This is a genomic window from Streptomyces sp. NRRL WC-3549, from assembly GCF_000721935.1.
GTDB lineage: Bacteria > Actinomycetota > Actinomycetes > Streptomycetales > Streptomycetaceae > Streptomyces.
In genome coordinates, this window is record NZ_KL585420.1 from 39,483 (window position 1) to 40,505 (window position 1,023).

The window sequence follows — 1,023 nt, forward strand, 5'->3', positions numbered from 1 at the left end:
CGCCCCGCCCGACCTGGCCGGTGTTGATGGCGGCGCCGATGCCCGCCATGACGCCGCAGCCGAGCAGTCCGGCGACGGCCGGGGAGACCTCGGGGTCGACCTTGGTGCACTGGCCGGCGGCGACGAGGGTCTTCTCGGCGAACGCGCCGATGCCCAGGGCCGGGGAGAGCTCCGTGCCGTCCAGGAGGGTCATCCTCTGCTTCGCGTTGTGGGTGTCGAAGCAGTACCAGGGACGGCCGCGCAGACAGGCGCGGCACTGGCCGCACACCGCGCGCCAGTTGAGGACGACGAAGTCGCCGGGGGCGACGTCGGTGACGCCGTCGCCGACGGACTCCACGACACCCGCGGCCTCGTGGCCGAGCAGGAACGGGAAGTCGTCGTTGATCCCGCCCTGCTTGTAGTGCAGGTCGGTGTGGCACACGCCGCACGCCTGGATCTTGACCACGGCCTCTCCGGGTCCCGGGTCCGGCACGAGGATCGTCTCCACGCGCACCGGCTCGTTCTTACCCGGCGCGATGACTGCTTGTACCTGCTGCGCCATGACGCGGTCTCCCATCCCGACTGTTCCGGTATCTCCGAAGATCGAACGACCACCGTACCGGGGTGGGCCGGGTGCTCAGGGAGCCAGTACGTCGAGTTCGTGCAGGGCGCCCACCGCGATCTCCTTGGTCAGCCGTTCGGCGTCGGCCTCGGCTCCCTCGCGGACGGCTTCGGCGAGCCGGACGTGCAGGGTGACGGCGGCCGGGTCGGGGTCCTCGAACATCACCTGGTGGTGGGTGCGGCCCGCGAGGACCTCGGCGACGACGTCCCCGAGGCGGGCGAACATCTCGTTGCCGGAGGCGTTGAGCACGATCCGGTGGAAGGCGATGTCGTGCCGGAGGTACCCCTCCAGCTGCTGGCCCCGCGAGGTGGCGACCATGCCGAGCGCGCACTCGGTGAGCGCCGCGCACTGCTCGGGGGTGGCGTTGCGGGCGGCGAGGCCCGCCGCGACGGGTTCGACGGCGGACCGCAGCACGGTGAGGG

At 71.8% G+C, this 1,023-nt stretch carries 2 protein-coding genes; both read right to left on the minus strand.

Features of this window, described 5'->3' with window-relative positions:
* Window positions 1–541, minus strand: a 541-nt coding sequence (locus IH13_RS0124665; RefSeq protein ID WP_031087960.1) for an alcohol dehydrogenase catalytic domain-containing protein, incomplete at its 3' end; no start/stop codon positions are given.
* 75 nt (window positions 542–616) lie between these two features.
* Window positions 617–1,023: FadR/GntR family transcriptional regulator (locus tag IH13_RS0124670; RefSeq protein ID WP_031087961.1), on the minus strand; the 407-nt coding region annotated here is incomplete at its 5' end.